19 protein-coding genes are annotated in these 17,712 nt (G+C 36.2%); 6 read left to right on the top strand and 13 right to left on the bottom strand.

Annotated features, from left to right (window positions below):
- The first annotated feature begins 3 nt into the window (after positions 1-3).
- From napG to OQH61_RS07335, 5 genes are read left to right on the top strand one after another with little or no spacing between them, the layout of a single operon-like run.
- Positions 4-846: a ferredoxin-type protein NapG gene (napG, locus tag OQH61_RS07355; RefSeq protein ID WP_266026742.1), complete on the top strand. Its 843-nt coding sequence runs from the start codon at positions 4-6 to the stop codon at positions 844-846.
- Positions 843-1,772, top strand: a complete 930-nt coding sequence (gene napH / locus OQH61_RS07350) for a quinol dehydrogenase ferredoxin subunit NapH (RefSeq protein ID WP_266026741.1) — start codon at positions 843-845, stop codon at positions 1,770-1,772. Before napG ends, napH begins: the two co-directional genes overlap by 4 nt.
- Entirely contained in the window at positions 1,769-2,329 is a 561-nt protein-coding gene (locus OQH61_RS07345; RefSeq protein WP_266026740.1) for a nitrate reductase cytochrome c-type subunit, read from the top strand. Before napH ends, OQH61_RS07345 begins: the two co-directional genes overlap by 4 nt.
- Positions 2,330-2,340: 11 nt before the next feature.
- Positions 2,341-3,390, top strand: coding sequence for a WD40 repeat domain-containing protein (locus tag OQH61_RS07340; protein ID WP_266026739.1), 1,050 nt, complete (start codon positions 2,341-2,343; stop codon positions 3,388-3,390).
- A complete protein-coding gene (locus tag OQH61_RS07335) occupies positions 3,390-3,752 on the top strand; it encodes a chaperone NapD (RefSeq protein ID WP_266026738.1) in 363 nt (120 codons plus the stop codon). Before OQH61_RS07340 ends, OQH61_RS07335 begins: the two co-directional genes overlap by 1 nt.
- A gap of 2 nt (positions 3,753-3,754) precedes the next feature.
- Here the strand turns inward: OQH61_RS07335 and OQH61_RS07330 are convergent, their stop codons facing one another.
- From OQH61_RS07330 to OQH61_RS07320, 3 genes are all read right to left on the bottom strand, one after another.
- On the bottom strand, positions 3,755-4,153 hold the full coding sequence (locus OQH61_RS07330; protein WP_266026814.1) for an alpha/beta hydrolase-fold protein: 399 nt from the start codon (positions 4,151-4,153) through the stop codon (positions 3,755-3,757).
- 91 nt (positions 4,154-4,244) lie between these two features.
- Positions 4,245-4,637: a group III truncated hemoglobin gene (locus OQH61_RS07325; RefSeq protein WP_266026737.1), complete on the bottom strand. Its 393-nt coding sequence runs from the start codon at positions 4,635-4,637 to the stop codon at positions 4,245-4,247.
- A gap of 117 nt (positions 4,638-4,754) precedes the next feature.
- Positions 4,755-5,192 (bottom strand): copper resistance protein CopD, encoded by a 438-nt coding sequence (locus tag OQH61_RS07320; protein WP_266026736.1) that lies wholly within the window; start codon positions 5,190-5,192, stop codon positions 4,755-4,757.
- Positions 5,193-5,318: 126 nt separating this feature from the next.
- Between OQH61_RS07320 and OQH61_RS07315 the strand changes: the two genes are divergently transcribed.
- Positions 5,319-5,891, top strand: coding sequence for a Crp/Fnr family transcriptional regulator (locus tag OQH61_RS07315; RefSeq protein WP_266026735.1), 573 nt, complete (start codon positions 5,319-5,321; stop codon positions 5,889-5,891).
- A 4-nt stretch (positions 5,892-5,895) separates the two neighbouring features.
- Here OQH61_RS07315 and OQH61_RS07310 read toward each other — a convergent pair whose 3' ends face one another.
- The 10 genes from OQH61_RS07310 to OQH61_RS07265 form a co-directional block, all read right to left on the bottom strand.
- Complete coding sequence (locus OQH61_RS07310) at positions 5,896-7,281, bottom strand: MATE family efflux transporter (RefSeq protein ID WP_266026734.1); 1,386 nt, start codon at positions 7,279-7,281, stop codon at positions 5,896-5,898.
- A 7-nt stretch (positions 7,282-7,288) separates the two neighbouring features.
- The gene (kdsB, locus tag OQH61_RS07305) at positions 7,289-8,017 is read right to left on the bottom strand and encodes a 3-deoxy-manno-octulosonate cytidylyltransferase (RefSeq protein WP_266026733.1); all 729 of its coding nucleotides are present in this window, start codon (positions 8,015-8,017) and stop codon (positions 7,289-7,291) included.
- A gap of 28 nt (positions 8,018-8,045) precedes the next feature.
- On the bottom strand, positions 8,046-8,429 hold the full coding sequence (locus OQH61_RS07300) for a GtrA family protein (RefSeq protein WP_266026731.1): 384 nt from the start codon (positions 8,427-8,429) through the stop codon (positions 8,046-8,048).
- 32 nt (positions 8,430-8,461) lie between these two features.
- Positions 8,462-10,003, bottom strand: a complete 1,542-nt coding sequence (locus OQH61_RS07295; protein ID WP_266026730.1) for a DUF6056 family protein — start codon at positions 10,001-10,003, stop codon at positions 8,462-8,464.
- Between the two features lie 2 nt (positions 10,004-10,005).
- On the bottom strand, positions 10,006-12,102 hold the full coding sequence (locus OQH61_RS07290; RefSeq protein ID WP_266026729.1) for a hypothetical protein: 2,097 nt from the start codon (positions 12,100-12,102) through the stop codon (positions 10,006-10,008).
- Complete coding sequence (locus OQH61_RS07285) at positions 12,095-12,958, bottom strand: glycosyltransferase (RefSeq protein ID WP_266026728.1); 864 nt, start codon at positions 12,956-12,958, stop codon at positions 12,095-12,097. The genes OQH61_RS07290 and OQH61_RS07285 overlap by 8 nt, the downstream gene beginning before the upstream one ends.
- On the bottom strand, positions 12,858-13,106 hold the full coding sequence (locus OQH61_RS07280) for a glycosyltransferase (RefSeq protein ID WP_266026727.1): 249 nt from the start codon (positions 13,104-13,106) through the stop codon (positions 12,858-12,860). The genes OQH61_RS07285 and OQH61_RS07280 overlap by 101 nt, the downstream gene beginning before the upstream one ends.
- Before the next feature lie 42 nt (positions 13,107-13,148).
- Complete coding sequence (locus OQH61_RS07275; protein ID WP_266026725.1) at positions 13,149-14,726, bottom strand: hypothetical protein; 1,578 nt, start codon at positions 14,724-14,726, stop codon at positions 13,149-13,151.
- 186 nt (positions 14,727-14,912) lie between these two features.
- On the bottom strand, positions 14,913-15,875 hold the full coding sequence (locus OQH61_RS07270) for a glycosyltransferase family 2 protein (protein ID WP_266026723.1): 963 nt from the start codon (positions 15,873-15,875) through the stop codon (positions 14,913-14,915).
- 488 nt (positions 15,876-16,363) lie between these two features.
- Positions 16,364-17,593, bottom strand: a complete 1,230-nt coding sequence (locus OQH61_RS07265) for an HD domain-containing protein (protein WP_266026722.1) — start codon at positions 17,591-17,593, stop codon at positions 16,364-16,366.
- Positions 17,594-17,712 lie beyond the last annotated feature (119 nt).

Genomic DNA, 17,712 nt, shown 5'->3' with positions numbered 1-17,712 from the left:
AATGTGTCAGACAAAACAAAGCCATCAAATCCCCAAAGACGCGAAGCGCTACTTAAAATAGGGCAAAATGCAGGTTTTGCTTTATTTGGAGCGCTTGTATGGGGTGCGTATGTGAATGTCGCTAAAGCTGGAAATAGCAATATTTTGCGCCCACCGGGTGCGAGCAAAAATGATGCTGATTTTGTTGCAAGCTGCATTAAATGCGGGCTTTGTGTAGAATCTTGTCCATTTTATACGCTCAAGCTTGCTACACCAAATGATAATGCCACGCTTGGCACACCTTTTTTTGAAGCGCGCAAAGTGCCTTGCTATATGTGTAAGGATATTCCTTGTGCGGCGATATGCCCTACTGATGCGCTTGATTTAAAACGTTTGTATCAACCTAAAAAACACGAAGAAGGTGAACATAGCTATACTCAAGCAAACATTAACAATGCTACAATGGGAGTAGCTATTGTAGATTCTAAACATTGTGTGGCTTATGCGGGTATTCAATGCGATGCGTGCTATCGCGCGTGTCCGCTTATTGATAAAGCTATCAAACTTGAATATAAACGCAATGAGCGCACAGGAAAGCACGGATTCTTATTGCCTGTGGTAGATAGTGATTATTGCACAGGTTGTGGTATGTGCGAAAAAGCGTGTGTAACAGAACTTCCTACAATCATTGTCTTGCCTCGTAGTGTTGCATTAGGCAAAATGGGGACAAACTATATCAAGGGCTGGGATAAGACTGATGAAAATAGACTTTTTGAACTCAAAGAGCAAAAAAACATCAAGTCTAAAAAACCTAGCCATAGCAATAGTTTAGAGTATCTCAACAATTCGCTTGGAGAGGTAGAATGAAGTTTGTAAAAATAAAATATCTGCTTCTTAGACGTTTGTCTCAATGTGTGATTCTCACGCTTTTTGTAATGGGGAATTATTCTATTGCAACACTTAAAAATGTGCAAAGCAAAGAAGAATTGGTGGTCTTTGGTGGCAATATAGAATCTCTCATAGGAGATTCTAGCTCTGTGGTAGCAAAACAACCAAGTGCATTAAGCTCTGTTGTACAAGGAAACCTAAGTCATTCACGCTGGTTTGATGGTGCTTTTAACCTTACTGACCCTTTGAGTGTCTTGCAAATCTTTCTTGCAGGTGGTGGATTAGCATTTGATGTTTTGCTTGGAGCTGTGCTTGTAGTGCTAATTTATGGCATATTTTTAGGGAGAGCCTATTGCGCTTTTGTTTGTCCCATTAATCTTATAACAGATTTTGCAAACTTTTTGCGCGCAAAGTTAGGATTCAATTATGCCCAACGCAAACTCTCTCTCCCGCGTTCTACACGATTTGTAATCTTAGGATTAGGATTAAGCTTAAGCGCAATATTTGGTGTAGCTGCTTTTGAGCTTATTAGTCCTATCTCTATGGTGCATCGTGGCGTAGTTTTTGGTATGGGATTTGGCATTTTTGCCATAGTGGCTGTGTTTTGCTTTGATTTATTTGTGCTTAAAAATGGCTTTTGTGGGCATATTTGTCCGCTTGGGGCGATGTATTCACTCATTGGGAAATTTGCACTTTTGCGCGTTTATCATACGCTTTCACATTGCACAAAATGTATGAAATGTGTGCAAATTTGCCCCGAACCTGAAGTCCTAAAGCCTATTGGCAAACAAGAAGGCACATTAAAAACAATGACTTGTTTGCGCTGTGGGAGATGTATTGAGGTGTGCGATGATAACGCACTGAATTTTAGTATTGTAAATTTTACACATAAGGAGAAAAGATGAAAAAATACGCTCAAAGTTTAATAATTGGGTTACTTGGATTGGCATTTTTCGCGTGTTCAGATTCTACAGAATCTAAAGGAGATAATGTGGAGATGCAAAGCGGTGAAATGCTTAAAGATAGTGAGATTGGGTTGAGAAAGGTGGATTTGCAAGATGAAAAAGATGTTAAATTGCTTCAATACGCATATCCTAATGCTTCTGCGGGTGAAAGCACGCCTATTGAACGTTCATTTGAAAATGCTCCACCTATGATTCCTCATAGCACAGAGGGTATGCTCCCTATCACAAAAGATGACAATCAATGTTTGGCTTGCCACGATCCTGCTGTTGCAGCTGATGTAGGCGCTGTGGCTGTTCCTGCTTCACATACTTATGACTTGCGCACAAATAAAAATTTAAGTGAAGTCTCTCACGCGCGTTTTAATTGTGTGCTATGCCACACTCCACAAGCAAATGTAGCACCTGCTATTGCAAACACTTTCTCACCAGATTTTCGCACTCAAGAGGGCAAAAAATCATCAAACCTTCTTGATGTTCTCAATGAGGGTGTAAATTAAGGTTAAACAAAGTGGATTCTCTACAAAGACACATACAAAAGCTTAGTGCGCAAAAACTATTGCACTGGCTTTTGTATTCTCTCGTCTTATGCTTACCCCTGTGTGCAAAAGCTCTTGTGATTGAAAGCAAAAATGCACAGGTTATCCATACAAATGGCATTATCACACATATTAGCACCTTTGGGGAACATATTTTTGTGGGCAATGCAATAGGTCAAATTGATGTGTTTAAACTTGATAATACGCAAAAAGCACACAAAATATATAGCTTAACTTTGCCACCCATTGAAGATTATTTTGGAAACACTCACGCACCACGCGTGTTTGATATTACTACTTTTGATGGCAAAACACTTTTTGTTCTTAGCGAAGCTTCTCGTGGCACAAAGCAAATCCTTAAGCTTTCTGCTACGCAATCACCTCAAGTCATTTTTAACACTACCGCCGCGCCAAAACGCATTATTGCCTTTGGAGATAATAAGCTTGTCATAGGATTTTTGAGCAATGAGATTGGGCTTTTTGATATGAAGAATGCTCAATTCGTGTATATGACGCACCCGAGTCTTGCTGGATTCTCTGATTTATGTGTGAATGCACCTTTTATCTTTAGCACTGATGAATCTGGTAGTGTAAGTGTGATTGATAGCTCAAATGGCAAAGTGCTTTCAAAGCTTGATATAATTAATAAGGACAATAACTACCAAATCACCTCTGCACGTGATAAGATTCTTACCGCAAGTGTAGATAGACAAATGGGAATCTACACCTTTACATCAAACTCTAAAGCAAAATTTACCCTTACAAATGCTACAAGCATTAAGAGTGCATTTCTTATCTATGCGGTTGGTATCTCGCCTAATGCTATATGGGCAGCTTTTAGCAAAAATGAACAAAATGATATTGGCATTATTCATCTTGCCACACAAAAAGAGTATTTTACACTCAAAGGCTCTACATCGCTTATTAATAGCCTTATTTTTTATGATGAAAATACACTTATTTCAGGTAATGATGATAAAACATTTATCATTTGGAAACTGCCAAAATCTAAGGAGCAATAATGAATATCTCAAGTATCGTTGTGAAAACTACGCAAGATTCTTTTAATTGTGTCAAAAATACTATTATGCAGATACAAGGCTGTGAAATCTATCTTGAAGATGAGGCTACACATCAGCTTATTGTAGTAGTAGAAGCCCCTAGCACAGAGGAAGAAGTGGCTATTAACAAGCATATAGAATCTATTGCGGGTGTAATGAGTGCAAATATGCATTACACTTACCAAGAAGACGAAATCAATGCACAGCTTAAAAACATAGATGGGAGCATTAGTGAATTTCTTAATAATGATAATATTCCTGCCGAAAATATTGCTTACTCTGGCTCTGTGGCACATCTTATGAGTAAAAAACGCAAAAAATAGCACTATTGCATTAAGGTATCTAAGCCTAAATTTAAAGCATAAGGAATAGAACTGCCGTAATTTTGCCCCATTAGCTCAACAAATACAATACTTTTGGGATTAGGCGCGCTCTTTTGCAAATCTTGCACAATCTCTTCAATCTTGGATTTTGCCTGTCTTTGAAAATTTGCCTCTAAGCTGCCACTTGTAAAAATAATAGAATCCGGATAATGCATTATCTTAAGAGGTAAGGCTATAAATTTCCCCTCGCCCCACCAAAGTGAAGGTGAAGCACAAACATAATGGTTAAAACTTCGCGGTTTATGCAAAAGTGTATATAGCACAAAAAGCCCACCAAAAGAATGTCCAAAAAGTAGCTCTTTATGAGGCATACCAAATGGCTTATGGGTAAATGGTTGAATTTTTTTGCGTGATAAAATCTAAAAATATTATGAGCAAAATTTTATACATATGTGCGCTTAATATTATTCTTTACACATTCTAAGCACTCTATTAATGCTGTATCCCACTCTCATATATCATATATTGGAATCTTTGGGCTATCATTTGAGCGCGTTGCAAAATAAGGGAGATATGCTCCTCTTTTGCATATACTGCCCTTAAGCTCTCCTCAAAGAGAGTAAGCCACACATTAAAAAGCTCGCGTGGAAAAGGTGGCAAATCAAGATGAGCTTTGAGCGGTTGCCCATTATAATCGCCACTATTTAAAAGCATTCCTTGCCAAAAATTTGCAATCTTTGCCTTATGCACTTCCCACACCTCATCACTCGTGCCAACTTTGGTATTAAAAATTTCACCAAGCCCATTCTTATCTGCACGCACCTTAGCATAAAAAATATCCATAAGCTGATGGATAGAATCCACATTAATTTCCTCAAAAGCCATTTGCTCCTCCTGATATTTTAATTACCTCAATAAAAATGCAAGTTTTACAAAAATAAAAACCACCAAACCTACCAACAACGCTATATTGACTGCTTCAATACTCATCATTCCCTCCTTTTATATATAAAATGCCGCCTTGGCTAATAGCACAATCAATAAGCCAAGAAATAAGGCAATGGGGTGAATCACTTTTGCCAAAGGATTCTTAAGTTTCAAAAACTTACAACTTAGCGAGATAGTTACCATTACTACGATACACAATGCAAGGCACATTTTTATGACTAAAAGAATCTGCAATGGTGTTTGAACATATCCCTGCACACTACCGATATAACGACTTATCATCGCTCCACCTGTAATCACTAAAAGAGCCACGCATAAAGGCATTATCTTCACACCTCTTTTACTTATTGCACCAAATACCTTATCAGCAATCTCATCACCTAGAATCTTCCTTAAGGGAGTGAGTAGCACCACATCGGTAAAAATATAGCCTAAAAATATTATCGCACACAGCAAATGTAGTGTGAGAAAATATGGATAAAGTATCTCCATTTTACCTCCTGCTTATTGTTATCATTTTTATATTAATGTGATGAATATTAAAGTAAAAAAGAATAAAAAACATTGATGTATGTTAAGATTTTAACATAGAATACAACATTTATTAAAAGGATAAAAATGCAAGCACTCTTTGATACACTCTCGCGCATTGGCAGAAAATCGCATCATAATACAAATGAGATACTCTTTTTTGAAGGAGAGTGTGTATCCTCTTTGCTTTTGCTTACTCAAGGCAAAGTGCGACTTTATAAGAGTAAAACAGATATTGATGATAGTGAATGCACCCTGCATATCATCACTGCACCCTCTCTCATTGCTGAAATGCCCTTTTTTATGAGATTAAACTATCCATCAAATGCACAATGTATGCAACCTTGCGAAATAATAAGCATTCATTTTGATACTTTTTACACACATATTTTGCAAGATACGCAAATGTGCTCACTTTTTATTACTTCTTTATGCCACAAGATACACATCTTAGAATCTCATATCAATGCGCATAATCAGAATCTCCAAACGCGACTTTTAAACTATCTCAAGGCACATAAAGATTCACTCCGCACACAAAGTCAAAAACAAATCGCCCAAAGTCTCAATGTTTCTCCAGAATCGCTCTCTCGCACCCTCAAAATACTCAAAAACAAAGGTATCGTAACCACCCATAAAGGCAAAATCACATTGCTATAAAGCTTTAGCTTAATGGTTTATTTTCTTTACCGAGTACACCATAGCGATACTCATATGCAATTACACCTATGACAACCACACTTGAACACACAAGAGAAAGCGGATAAGAAAGCCATACGCCAAAAATGCCATAATAATATGAGAGCGCAAGAAGCAAAATACTTACAAAAATAAGATTATAAGAGAGTGTAATGATAAAAGAGCTTTTGGGACGTTGGATTGATTGGAAAAATATCGCACTCACAATATTAAATCCCAAAAATATATAACCGATAAAATACACTCTCATTGCTTCAAGTGTCGGTTGTAAAATCATCTCTTGCCCACTTTTTAAAAATAATTTGACAAGCATAGAATCTATGGATATAAATACTGCATATACTACAATGCCAATCAAAGTAGCAAAGCCTATCCCAAAAGCATAGATTCTCCTCACGCGCTTTTGCTCTCCCGCTCCATAATTATAACTTGCTATGGGCTGCACACCTTGAGCACAAGAGAGCAAAATCGTAAAGCACACTACACCCACATACATCACAATGCTATAAATAGCAAGATAGCTGACTTTCATCTCTTCACTTTCAGCCAAAGCCTTGAGTGTGTGATTAAACATAATCATTACAAATGCTACGCTTAGTTCAGAAATGCTTTGGGGCACACCATTTTTCGCAGAAGCAAACACAGCATTTATGGAGAATCGCCATACAAAATAAATACGTCCTCTTTTACACACAAAATGGCTTAAAAGTATCATCATACCCAATCCGTGCCCCATAGCCGTAGCAAGTGCAGAGCCAAACATACCAAGTTCTAGCTCAAATAAAAAAATATAATTAAGCACAATATTTGATGCAGAGCCAATAATCATCGCCATCATTGCCAAAATCGGGCGTTTATCATTAATCACAAAAATATCAAGCAAAGGGTGGAGCACCATAATCACTGCACTTAAGAAAATCACTTGCAGATATTCCACCACATAAGGTAGCACCAATTCATTTGCCCCAAGTGCGAGGGCAACTTTTTCTACACAGAAAAAAAGGATTGTGCCAATGATGAGAGAGGTAAGCGTTGCAAAATAAAATACCGAGCTAAACATTAATCTTGCACGATTATCTTGCCCTTTACCCAAAAAATATGAAGCAATAGAGGCAGCTCCTAAGCCAAAAAGCAACTCAAAAGCAATAAGAGCGGGAAACACAGGCCAACATAATCCAATAGCAGCAAGTGCATTTTCGCCAAGCTTTTTTCCTACAAAAATGCCATCAATCGTTGAATAAGTTGAGAGTGCAAGCATTGCGCATAAATTAGGAATAAAAAAATAAAAAAAGAGTTTGTAGATAGAATCTTTTCTCATATCTACTTTATCATTTACACTCACTGCACTCATTTTTACCCTATTTATTAATGTTGAAATGCTCTATTGCCCTCTGATAGTCCTGTGGTGTGTCAATACCTACACTTTTGGTTTGCACTACTACCATTGCAATAGTTTTATTGTGATAGAGTGCGCGAAGCTGCTCAAGCTTTTCTATCTCCTCTAGTGGGCTTTTTGGCAATGAGCAAAATGCTTGCAAACTTTTTGCACTAAATCCATAAAGCCCCAAATGCCCCAAATATGGATAAGTTTTTAATTCCTCGCTCTGCCCATCTCTGCAAAATGGAATGGGTGAGCGCGAAAAATAAATCGCTTCATTGTGCGCATTAAGCACGACTTTTACAAGATTAGAATCTATTATATGCGCCTCATCAATGACTTTAGCTAAACTTCCCATAAATGGCATATTTTTTTTCATCAAATCCTGCAAAGCGCGTATCACAGAGGTTTCCAAAAATGGCTCATCAGCTTGTATATTCAAAACAATCTCATCATCACTTAAGCCTAGTTTTTTACTTGCCTCTGCACATCTATCTGTGCCACTACTATGGCTTTTAGCCGTCATCACGCAAGGAATTTTATGTGCCTTGCATACAGATTCTATTTTTTCATCATCACACGCCACCACAACAGAATCTACTTGCTGTGCATTCAGTGCTGTGCGCACAACCATAGGTAATCCACCTATATCACATAATACTTTTTGTGGAAATCGCGTAGATTCTAAACGCGCAGGGATAATAATCATTGCCTCTCCTCTATGGATTTTTATAAATCTATTGCTTAAATACCCAACATTTGCTTATTACAAAGCCTATGCACACATATACTGCCCCACCAATGATTTGTGCAAAATAAGGATTAAGCGCTAAGAAACGATAGGCAAAACTCATTACTAAAAATTGCCCTAAATATGCCACACCCATAGCAAATGCGAATCGTGGTAGGTCGCGTTTATGCGAAGAAGGTGAAGCAAAGGTAAAAGTCTTATTCAAAAAATAAGATAATACAAAGCCCACTCCATAACCAATAACATTTGCCACTTCAGGCATAATACCATAGAATATAAGTGCAAAAATTACCCCATATCCCACACAGGTGTTTATTATGCCTATACCAAGATACATTATGCTTGCTTTTTGCCACGAGGGCTTTGACATTTGGCTCTCCAATAGCTACAAATCTTAAAGGACTATTCTACCACAAAGCGTTTAACTCCAAAATAATGAGCATAAGTTGTATTAGGCCACTCGTTAGGATTATCTCCGGGATTGCCCCAATCGCCATAATTTTTATAAAATGAACGAAATGTAGAGGCACTCACTCTCACATCTTCTATGCCTTGAACTTTTTGTGCCTCAATAGAATCTGCCATATTGTTCCACTTTACACGCCCATCAATATATGCGCTTAGCACAAAACCCCCATAAGCACAACACAAAGCAATAATTGATATTTTAATAATTTTTGCTATACGCTCACTACTTAGGGATTGCATAAACTGCCGATAGACAAAAATAATCATTACAAATTCAATAAGCACATAGCCAAGCTTTGCTCGTGAAGGAATACTAACCTGAATCGTAGTGCCCACAAGCAGACAAAAGAGCAAGAATGCAATGAGTAATTTGACAAAAAGCCTACACATTGCTTCGTCATTCTTCTTGTAATAAAAATAAGCAAAGCCCATTAAAAAACAACCAGCATTAACAAAAGCAATGATGGCAATAAAACTGCTTGCAAATGGTAAAAAATGCTTATGATTCTTTGCCATTACAAAAAATATAATCACAACAAAAATAATAAGCAAAGATATGAATTTGTTAGCTTTTTCTTTATAGCATACAAAGAGTGCTGGCACTATGATTATCACAGGTAAATAACCAACAAACTTTGCATAAGTAAGGTTTAAATGTTGTATTTTCTCACTAAAACTCATAGCCCATAATTGAGATAAAGTATAAAAAGAATCTTGTCCAAAAAGTTCCCAATACACTGCTACTCTTTTAGCGTGTCCGGGACTTAGATAAAGTGCAAACCACCCAATGGTAAAAGCCACAATCCCAGCATAATACCATAGAGGCAAATGCACTCTTTTATAGAGAGCATATATAAAAAATCCTATATGCACAATAATTGCCACAATACCTATCATCTCACTGCTCATACCAGCAATAAAGCATAAAATCATAAAGATAAAGGCTTTGCATAGCTCTTTTAACATATTTGATTTGCGCACATCTTTAGAATCTTGACTAAAATATCTCCGCCAAAATAAACGATAAGGGATAAAACTACAAACAAGTGCAAGATAAGCCCAAAGATAATTCAAACTTCCAGCAGCCCATAAGAAAATTGAACCAAAAGCACTTTGAAACATTAGTATAAACATTAATAGACTTAAGATAACTACATCATCAAACGACTTAGGTAATCGTCCAAATATAAATACAAAAAAGCTAAGAATAAAACCAACACCCACAAGGGTATTGATAATAACAAAATATATGCTCGGTGCGAGAGCTCCAACAAAAGCTGTTCTTAGCAATTCAAAGAATCTGCCATTCCAGTTTGTGTAGCTACTCCACATTCCATTTATGCCCCCTGCCACCGCGCCTAAATCATCGCTTTGCGTAGGAAACAAACAATTTAAAATAAATAAAAATCCTCCTAAAATACCAAAGAACCAATATGTGCTTTTAGTAGCGACCCCCCCCCGATGAATATTTGTCATTTTCACTCCTTTTTATTTTTAGATTCTAAAATCCGATGCTGATTATCCACCAAAGGCTTACCTTTAAGTCGCACTATCATACTGCGTATTGTCCCTATATGATAAAATGGTGAAACTTCATAAGAGTGCAAAGGACAATGGCTTTGCTCATCTGTAATCCATTCAATCTCCCCATAAGTAACGACAAAATTTGTCAAGTCATCACAACTATTGACAAATTGCATATTGTAAGTATCAGGGAGGTAGGGCACAATCAATGAAGAGAAAAATACTCCATTTTGCATAAACGCAAAAGTGTGAATATGAGGAATCTGATGATATTTTTCGGCGATATGATTGGAATATTGCAATGTAGTGATTTTCTTATTGTCCATAGGTATCACACTCCATATACATACGAATGCGTATATCACAATTAGCCCCCCCCCGATGACATATTGAGGTGCATATTTATGTGTGTATTGGGTGAAGATTCTATAAATGATGACACCAGTATAAGTGGGTAAAAGACAAAGCAAGGGGAAAACAGACATAATATAGCGCAAATCCTTATAAGGTGCAATATAAATCACTCCAAAAGCCCATAAAGAAGCGCATATACCAAATATCAATGCAAATGGCACTTGAATAAGGTAATGCTTAAGATGAGTGCGATATTTCAAAGCATAAAAAATCGTAATAACAATGCCTATAAAAATTGCAATGATAATACTCCACGAAAGATTAGAGATAAGTATATGACAAAAGATTTTAAAATTCTCTACACAATGTGAGAGCAAATAATCCACACTCAATTTATCACCTACTTCTTGACTCCTATATCCTCTGAAAGCAAGTAAATATCGTGGATACAAGAGGGTAGTCAAGATTAATGCCCACACTAAAGAGCCAATAAAAAAGAGTGTGTGCCTCTTTGATTTGTGTATCTTATATGCCCATAGGGTAGCCACAGCAAAAATCATCACTACAAATATAGAAGCAAAATATCCACTTAAAAGAAGTAAAGCGGTAGGAACAGAGAGCAAAAGTACTTCGTAAGAGAGAAAATCAAAAAAGTAAATACATATACAGCCTAGAATATATATTATAGCAAGCGCAAAATAAAGTTTATAAGATACCGACAAAGTGTAGAGAAGAGACCCTATATTCTCACCAACTTGGATTACTTCGTGCGTAACAAAGCGTATATAACGCGCATTTTCCTCTTGGGCAATGGATAAGGGTGTGAAAGTAAGATGCAAAGAATCTACATCAGATTGTAATATCACATAGGGCTCGTGGGAGCGAAACAAATGATTGGCAAATACCATTTTACCCTCAAGTAGATAAGTTTTATCCTCTTGTAATGTAATAGAATGCGCAATAAGCTGCGCCTCTCTACTTTCTTTGGTAAAAAAAGAAAATACTATACAACCTACAAAAAGCATAAATACAAATCCGCTCCACAAAGCAAGGTATTTTTTAATGCTATGGGAAGAAACAAGAAAAAAAGGTTTATGAAAAGAGCGTTTTACAAAGAAGTCAAAAATTTTTAACAGACAATAGCAAAATCCTAAAAAAGTAGCTTCTTGAAGCGCATAAGGTCTCATAAAAAGAGTATTACTTATGCTTGCAGGATTCAAAAATGCTAGGCTTAAAAAGAATAAAACAAAGTAGTTCTGTCCAAATATTCGCCTTGCAATTAAAAATGCAAAATAAAAAGCACAGAATAAAAATACAAAATTTAAACTCATACCTCTATAAAAGGTTGATTGCGAATCTGTATGCACAAAACCAATATGCCATAAACGAAAAAGCGAATAATATAAATTTGTATGTGGGTCATCTCTATTGTTGCGCCACAAATTACCCACATCGCTTAATGCACCACGAAGCGTAGAGTCATTCCACAAAGTAGCTTCTTGCATTTGCTTTGCATTCCAGATTCTATTTGTGTCAAATGGCTTAGTCCAACCATATTCATTATATTCAGATAAAACAATGGAGAGAATCTCGTCCATATGTGCTTCACTTTTAAATTGCATATAATATATTCTCAATCCACACGCAACAAGTAAGATAAATAATGAACCCAAAACAATAGCGCGATTTTTAAGCATCTTTTTCCTTATCTTGCACTCTTTGTATATAAATAGGGCGGTTTTTGACTTGCTCATAGATTCTTGCAATATACTCGCCAATAACACCAAGTATAACAAGCTGAACCCCACCCAAAAAGGCTATCCAAGCTACAAGTGAAGTCCAACCAGCCACAGCATTGTGAAAAATAAGTGTGCTTACCACTGCATACAGCCCATAGCCCAAACTTAGCACACTCATCACAAATCCCAAAATAAAAGCGACACGTAAAGGCATAGTGCTAAAGCTAATAAAACCCTCAATAGCATATTTAAAAAGCTTCCAAAAGCTCCAGCCACTGCTGCCTTGTGTGCGTGGGATATACTCATATTCTAAACCAATTTTTTTAAAGCCCACCCATTCAAACATTGCCTTTGAAAAACGATGGTATTCACTCATACTTAAAAGGGCATTAACAACTTGCCTATCCATAAGGCGAAAATCCCTCACACCAGATTCTAAATGCACTTGTGAGATGAGATTACTCAATACATAGAATCCCTCACTTAGCTTTGCGCGTATAAAGCTCTCTCCCGCACGAGAGATTCGCCTTGCGTATATAATATCTGCTTCTTTATCCTGCCATTTTTTATACATTTTAAGCAACATTGTCGGTGGGTCTTGCAAATCTGCATCAATGAGTGCTACACAATCACCCTTACTTGCTTGTAATCCAGCATATATGGCACTTTCTTTACCAAAATTGCGTGAAAAATCAATAATTTTTATTTTGCATTCAGCGGGGGGGGGGGATAGAAACAAAAGAATAAAAGACAGAATCGCAACTGCCCTCTTGCGCATTTTGTAAAGAGTGAAGTATTTGCAATGTGTTATCACTACTTCCGTCATTTACAAAAATGAGCTCAAACACACTTTGAGGATAGGTTTTTAAAATATCTTCAAAGACTGCAAAAATATTCTTACAAAATGAAAGTAAGTTATCTGCCTCATTATAGCAAGGCACGATAAGAGAAAGCTTTGCCACTCTTTTTCCTTTAGACAAAATAAGGCGCATTATAACACATTATCAACGCACTCGCAATACATAAAAATGCAGAGGCAAACCATATACATTTTGTGAAAGTATCATATCACCTTGTGCTAGTCCTAAAAATTGCAATGTAGCTTTCAAAAAGGTTTTGAGACCGAGTAATGGCACATTATAGCCCTGCTCTGCACTAAAAAGCAACTCATATTTTTCACTTAAAGATTCTAAATCAAAATTATATGCACTATAAGGGGTTATAATCACCAAATCTCCGCTTTGCTTAGCAATAGCCTCATTATTTTTAAACACACTCCAATGCGCATTACTATTGAAACTATCCACAAAGCGCGAATCGACAGCATCGCTTGAATACAAATCAAAATCTTGCGCCCCATAATATGTAAGCCACCTACCAAAGCTATGATAAACCTCTACATTGCTTACCCTATCCACACCCTCAAGGAAGATTCTAGTGTGCGGGTGAATATGCGTATAATCACTCACAAAGCTAAGTGTGGCTTGAAAATTTGGTGGGACAAATTTATAATGCGCCCATACATACGCAGACACAAAAAGTGTATTTCCCACAAACATAAAAGCGCAGAATGTAAAAATCACTTTATACCATTTATGCTGCCACCATAAAAGAAAACTTGCGCCAATGACGATAAGAGCAAATACATACGCGGGTAAAAGATAATGATGAGAGGCAAGTTTGAGTACTGCATACTCACAAAGCAAAATCGCACTACCCCAAATACTCGCATCAAGCAAAGGAATAAAGGGTTGCTTTTTTATAAGCACTACATAGATTCTATATATTAATGCACTAAAGATTATCCCACACAAAAAAGGTTCATTGCATAGATATGTAAAAAGAGATTTAGTAAAGACAAGAAGCGCACCATAAGGCGTATCTCCATAGAATCCTGAATCATCTTTTTGTAATAAAACAACAAAAACATATACAACAAACCATACAATCGCGCTAAGAATAAGTCCAATATCAAAAAGTTTTATATGAATCTTACACTTTGTATGCGAAAAATACACACAAAAAAGATGCACGAATGCAAAGGCTATTATCATTGCAAAAGTCGTTTCTTTATAATACAAAGACACATTAGCACAGACTAAACCAACAAAAAGCATAAGGCTAGAAGTGCGTGTATTTTTGGATTCTAATACAAAAGCATAGCTCATAAGAAAAAGACTTAAAAATACAAACTCCATACGCTCTGGCACAAAAAGCCTAAGCCACGAACCAATAAAACTAGGAGAAAGAAGCAAAAGTACAAGAAGTATATCCACTACATAGGGGATTTTCTGCATAGCATATACTTTGTGTGAATGTGAGGTAGATTCTAAAATGTGTGCGATAAAAACTCTCATTACATAACGCAAAGCAAAAATCACCACAAACACACATAAGGCATTAAAAGTATAAAATACTGCTGCCTTTACACCAAAAGCTGCTGATAGTAGATTCAAATCCTGCCCATCAAGCGGATAGAATCTGCCAATATTTGGCTGAATAAAAAAATCTATATTTTGCCCTATAAGAAGTGTTTGTGTAAGTGTGTGGTCATCTATGACACTAAAAGCCGAGTGATACATTATCAAAAACGCATACAAACATACAAAAAGAAAAAAGCCTATATGCCACCATAAAGGGGCTTTAGCTAATAAGTTGCCCCCCCCCGATACTGATTTTCAACACACTCATCACTACTCCTTATGAAAATGTCTTTGCAAAATGTGAAAGCGTGAGTATAATGTAAAGATTCTTAGAATTTTGTTTGGCTATAAATTTTTGCGTGGATTTGCAATGTCTTCTATAAAATATCGCGGACGAGCCTTTGTTTCAGCATAGATTTTACCTATATATTCCCCAACAACACCAAGACTTAAAAGTTGGATTCCACTAAAAAAGCAAAGGGGTATAATAACCGAAGCCCAACCTTGCACAACATCATCTGTAAAAATTTTGACAAATAATACATAGCCAATAAGCAAAAATGAAAAGATAAAAAACAATATGCCCAGCATACTCACAATCCGCAGTGGAACAACACTAAAGCTTGTAATACCATTCCACGCAAAGGAGAGCATTTTCTTTAAAGGATATTTGCTCTCCCCCGCCAATCGCTCCAGCCTATCATATTCCACCACATCACTTTTAAATCCAAGCAATGGCACAATGCCACGCAAAAATAGATTCACTTCACTAAAGTTAAGAAGTGATTTGATAGCCCTTGCAGAGAGCAGCCGATAATCAGCGTGATTATAAACTATCTTTACACCCATAAACTCCATAAGTTTATAAAAACCAAGCGCACTATATTTTTTAAAAAAGCTATCTTTATGACGAGATTTACGCACACCATAAATAACTTCTGCACCTGTTTTTGCTTTGAGTATAAACTCATCAATCACTGAAATATCATCTTGCAAATCACAATCTATGCTCATAGCACAATCACATTTATCTGATACATATTCTAAACCTGCCAAAAGTGCATTTTGATGTCCGCAATTCCTTGAGAGTTTAATAGCAGTTGTTAATGGGTAAGTAGGAGATTGTGTAAAACTATTAAGAATCTCCCAAGTGCTATCCTTGCTTCCATCATCTATAAAACATAAAAAACTTTTTGGCGAAATCTGTTGAGAGCTAATCAAGGCTTTGAGTTTCAAACAAAGAGCCTCATAACTTTGAGGGAGTATGTCCTTTTCATTATAGCAAGGTATCACAAGAGCGAGAATCATTGTTTCTCCCCTTGTTTATATCTCAATCCTACAATCTTATTCCAACACAATATTTGCGCAAAGCAAATAAGATATATTAATATTATATGGGGGGGGGGGCGAAATAATAGAGGAAAGCCAAAAATTCATTATATTTACGACCTTAAATCAATATATAAAACAAAATGCTATTATAATAGAGCTTGACTTAAACTTAAATCTAAGTTTTAAGGTCATTGTACTGCTCCTCTTGTAAGTTCTCCTTTTATAAACCTATCATTGATTAAGATAAAAAAATGTTCATTACTTTCTATACTTTGAATATAGTGTTGCGAAAAATTAAAGCTCCTAAAACCGCAATTCGCAAGATTTGCATTCAAGTTATTTATTTTCTCTCCACATTTGTATAGAGTAAAATAACATTGTGTCTCCTTGATTTTTCTCGCACCATTAAATAAGTACTATTTAAACTTAAATTCTTACAAGCTATCAATCCCTACTCATTTGCCTTAAGCAAAATCCCTAAATAGTTTGCCTACATCTACACCTCTTATTACTTTTTGGGCGCATTTTTCATAAATACCTTGCGCTCCATTTATCAAATCATCACTTGAGATGCCGTGGCTTATAGAAATTTTTGCTTCCAAATAAGCACTTAAATTGTCAAAGATTTTTAAAAACTCGCCATATACACCATTGTATTCATTTTGATTGAACTTATCCATTAGCTCTTCGCCACTTGCAGCATTATGAGGGAAATGCTCAATCATATAGCGATTAGCAAATTCATTGTGTGTGAAATAAATAATATCTTCTGCAATATTAGGTGGCACAATCGCTAGAATCTTCTTTTTTACAGCCTCTTCTTCAATCTCCTTAATCAATCTATCAAGCCCTTTGACACTGCGCTTGATAGGCGAAATAATATCTCTTGTTAAAATTTCAGGCAAATCGTGAAAAAGCCCACATAAAAAATGATTAATTCGCATTTTCTTACAACAACCTATATCAAAACTCACCAAATATGCGCTTAAAGCCACAATGAGCGTATGTCCTAACACTGAAGTAGCTGGGATTCTCGGCGTTTGACTCCAACGTTTTTGGAATCTAAGCTGTCCAAACATCGCAACAAGCTCACGCACATTTTCATACAGCATAATCTGCTGCATACCTGCTAAGTGATAATGCTCCTCAACTTGCTTATTAATGATATTTCGGATATTTTGAACATCATACATCAAAGGATTAAAATGATAAATAATATCAAACTCCCATTTAGACGCATAATAATGAGACGCTTTTAGAATCTGCCGCTCCAAGCTGTCTTTTGAGCCAAGCAAATATTCCCTCATAGAAGAAAAAAACTCATATTCTTGTAAATCAGATTCTAAACATTCACACACAAATGTAACGAGTTCTTTATTATGTGTCTCTCTTAGTTTATGAAACACAGGTGGTTTAATATCTGTCAAAACAATGCGCTCAAAAAACTCAAAACAAAACTGCAATATCAAAGATTCCCAATCCACGCTTTTACCGCAATTTTCCTCATATTTTGCCAAAATATAAGCAATGACGATTTTATGTGCTTGCTTATCAAGCTCCACAAATTCTACGGGTGTAGCTTGGTCATTCCAGCGACGAATACTTGCAGCAATAAAAATCTTTTTTAACAATCCCGCATTTAAACGAGGAGCTTTGATTTTAGATGTATTTTGAGTGCCAAAATGCGAATCCATAACATTCCTTTATCTTATGACTTGTTTAGATTCTAACACAAATTCTTTATTATTAAAATATACAATTTATTCTAAAATTATTTGAAATAAAGAAGTATTTACCACCTTTTTTCTCAAGA

Source organism: Helicobacter sp. MIT 21-1697 (assembly GCF_026241255.1).
GTDB lineage: Bacteria > Campylobacterota > Campylobacteria > Campylobacterales > Helicobacteraceae > Helicobacter_C.
This window is presented reverse-complemented; position numbering and strand designations above follow the sequence as displayed.